The following is a 1,227-nucleotide window of genomic DNA, read 5'->3' on the forward strand; positions in this document are numbered from 1 at the left end:
CGCGGAGCCGCGCGAGATTGGTTGCGACCGTCTTGCCAGTGGGGCCTACCTCGATCGCGCGGCGACCGCGCTGAGGATCAGCTCCGTTCTATTCACGAAATCAAAAAAGACATGGAAAGAGAACGTCCGATGGACCGCTTGCTGTGCGGAGATGTGGGCTACGGTAAAACAGAGGTTGCCATACGTGCCGCGTTTAAGGCGATCGGTGACGGAAAGCAGGTAGCTCTGCTCGTTCCGACAACAATTTTGGCACAGCAGCACTATGAAACCATAAAAGAGCGCTTCCAGGACTATCCGATTAATATCGGCCTTCTCAGCAGGTTCAGAACGAGAAAAGAAGCAAACGAAACAATCAAAGGGCTGAAAAACGGAACGGTTGATATCGTCATCGGGACGCACCGGCTGCTATCAAAGGATGTCGTGTATACAGACTTAGGGCTCCTCATCATTGATGAAGAGCAGCGTTTCGGTGTAACCCATAAAGAAAAGATCAAGCAAATAAAAGCCAATGTTGATGTATTAACGTTAACAGCAACGCCGATTCCTCGTACGCTGCATATGTCTATGCTTGGCGTAAGGGATCTTTCAGTCATCGAGACTCCGCCGGAAAATCGCTTCCCCGTACAGACGTATGTTGTGGAATATAACGGCGCTCTTGTCAGAGAGGCGATTGAACGTGAGCTTGCACGCGGAGGCCAGGTCTATTTCTTGTACAACCGGGTAGAGGACATTGAGCGGAAAGCGGATGAAATTTCAATGCTAGTCCCTGACGCGAAGGTAGCATATGCGCATGGGAAAATGACAGAAAATGAATTAGAAACCGTTATGCTAAGTTTCCTTGAAGGAGAATCAGACGTTCTCGTCAGCACAACCATTATCGAAACTGGCGTGGACATCCCGAACGTCAATACGCTGATCGTATTTGACGCCGACAAGATGGGACTTTCTCAGCTTTACCAGCTGCGGGGGCGTGTCGGCCGTTCTAACCGTGTGGCGTATGCGTACTTCACGTACCGCCGGGATAAAGTGCTGACAGAAGTGGCTGAAAAAAGGCTGCAGGCTATTAAAGAATTCACAGAGCTAGGTTCCGGTTTTAAAATCGCAATGCGTGACTTAACGATTCGCGGAGCCGGGAATCTTCTTGGTGCCCAGCAGCATGGCTTCATCGATTCAGTCGGATTTGACCTCTATTCACAAATGCTGAAGGAGGCCATTGAGGAGCGTAAA

1 protein-coding gene is annotated in these 1,227 nt (G+C 49.9%); it reads left to right on the forward strand.

The features are described from left to right. Positions 1-21: 21 nt before the first annotated feature. The coding region (locus ACWFR1_RS40425; protein WP_453561139.1) for a DEAD/DEAH box helicase at positions 22-1,227 on the forward strand (1,206 nt) is incomplete at its 3' end.

This window comes from Streptomyces sp. NPDC055103 (assembly GCF_053607625.1).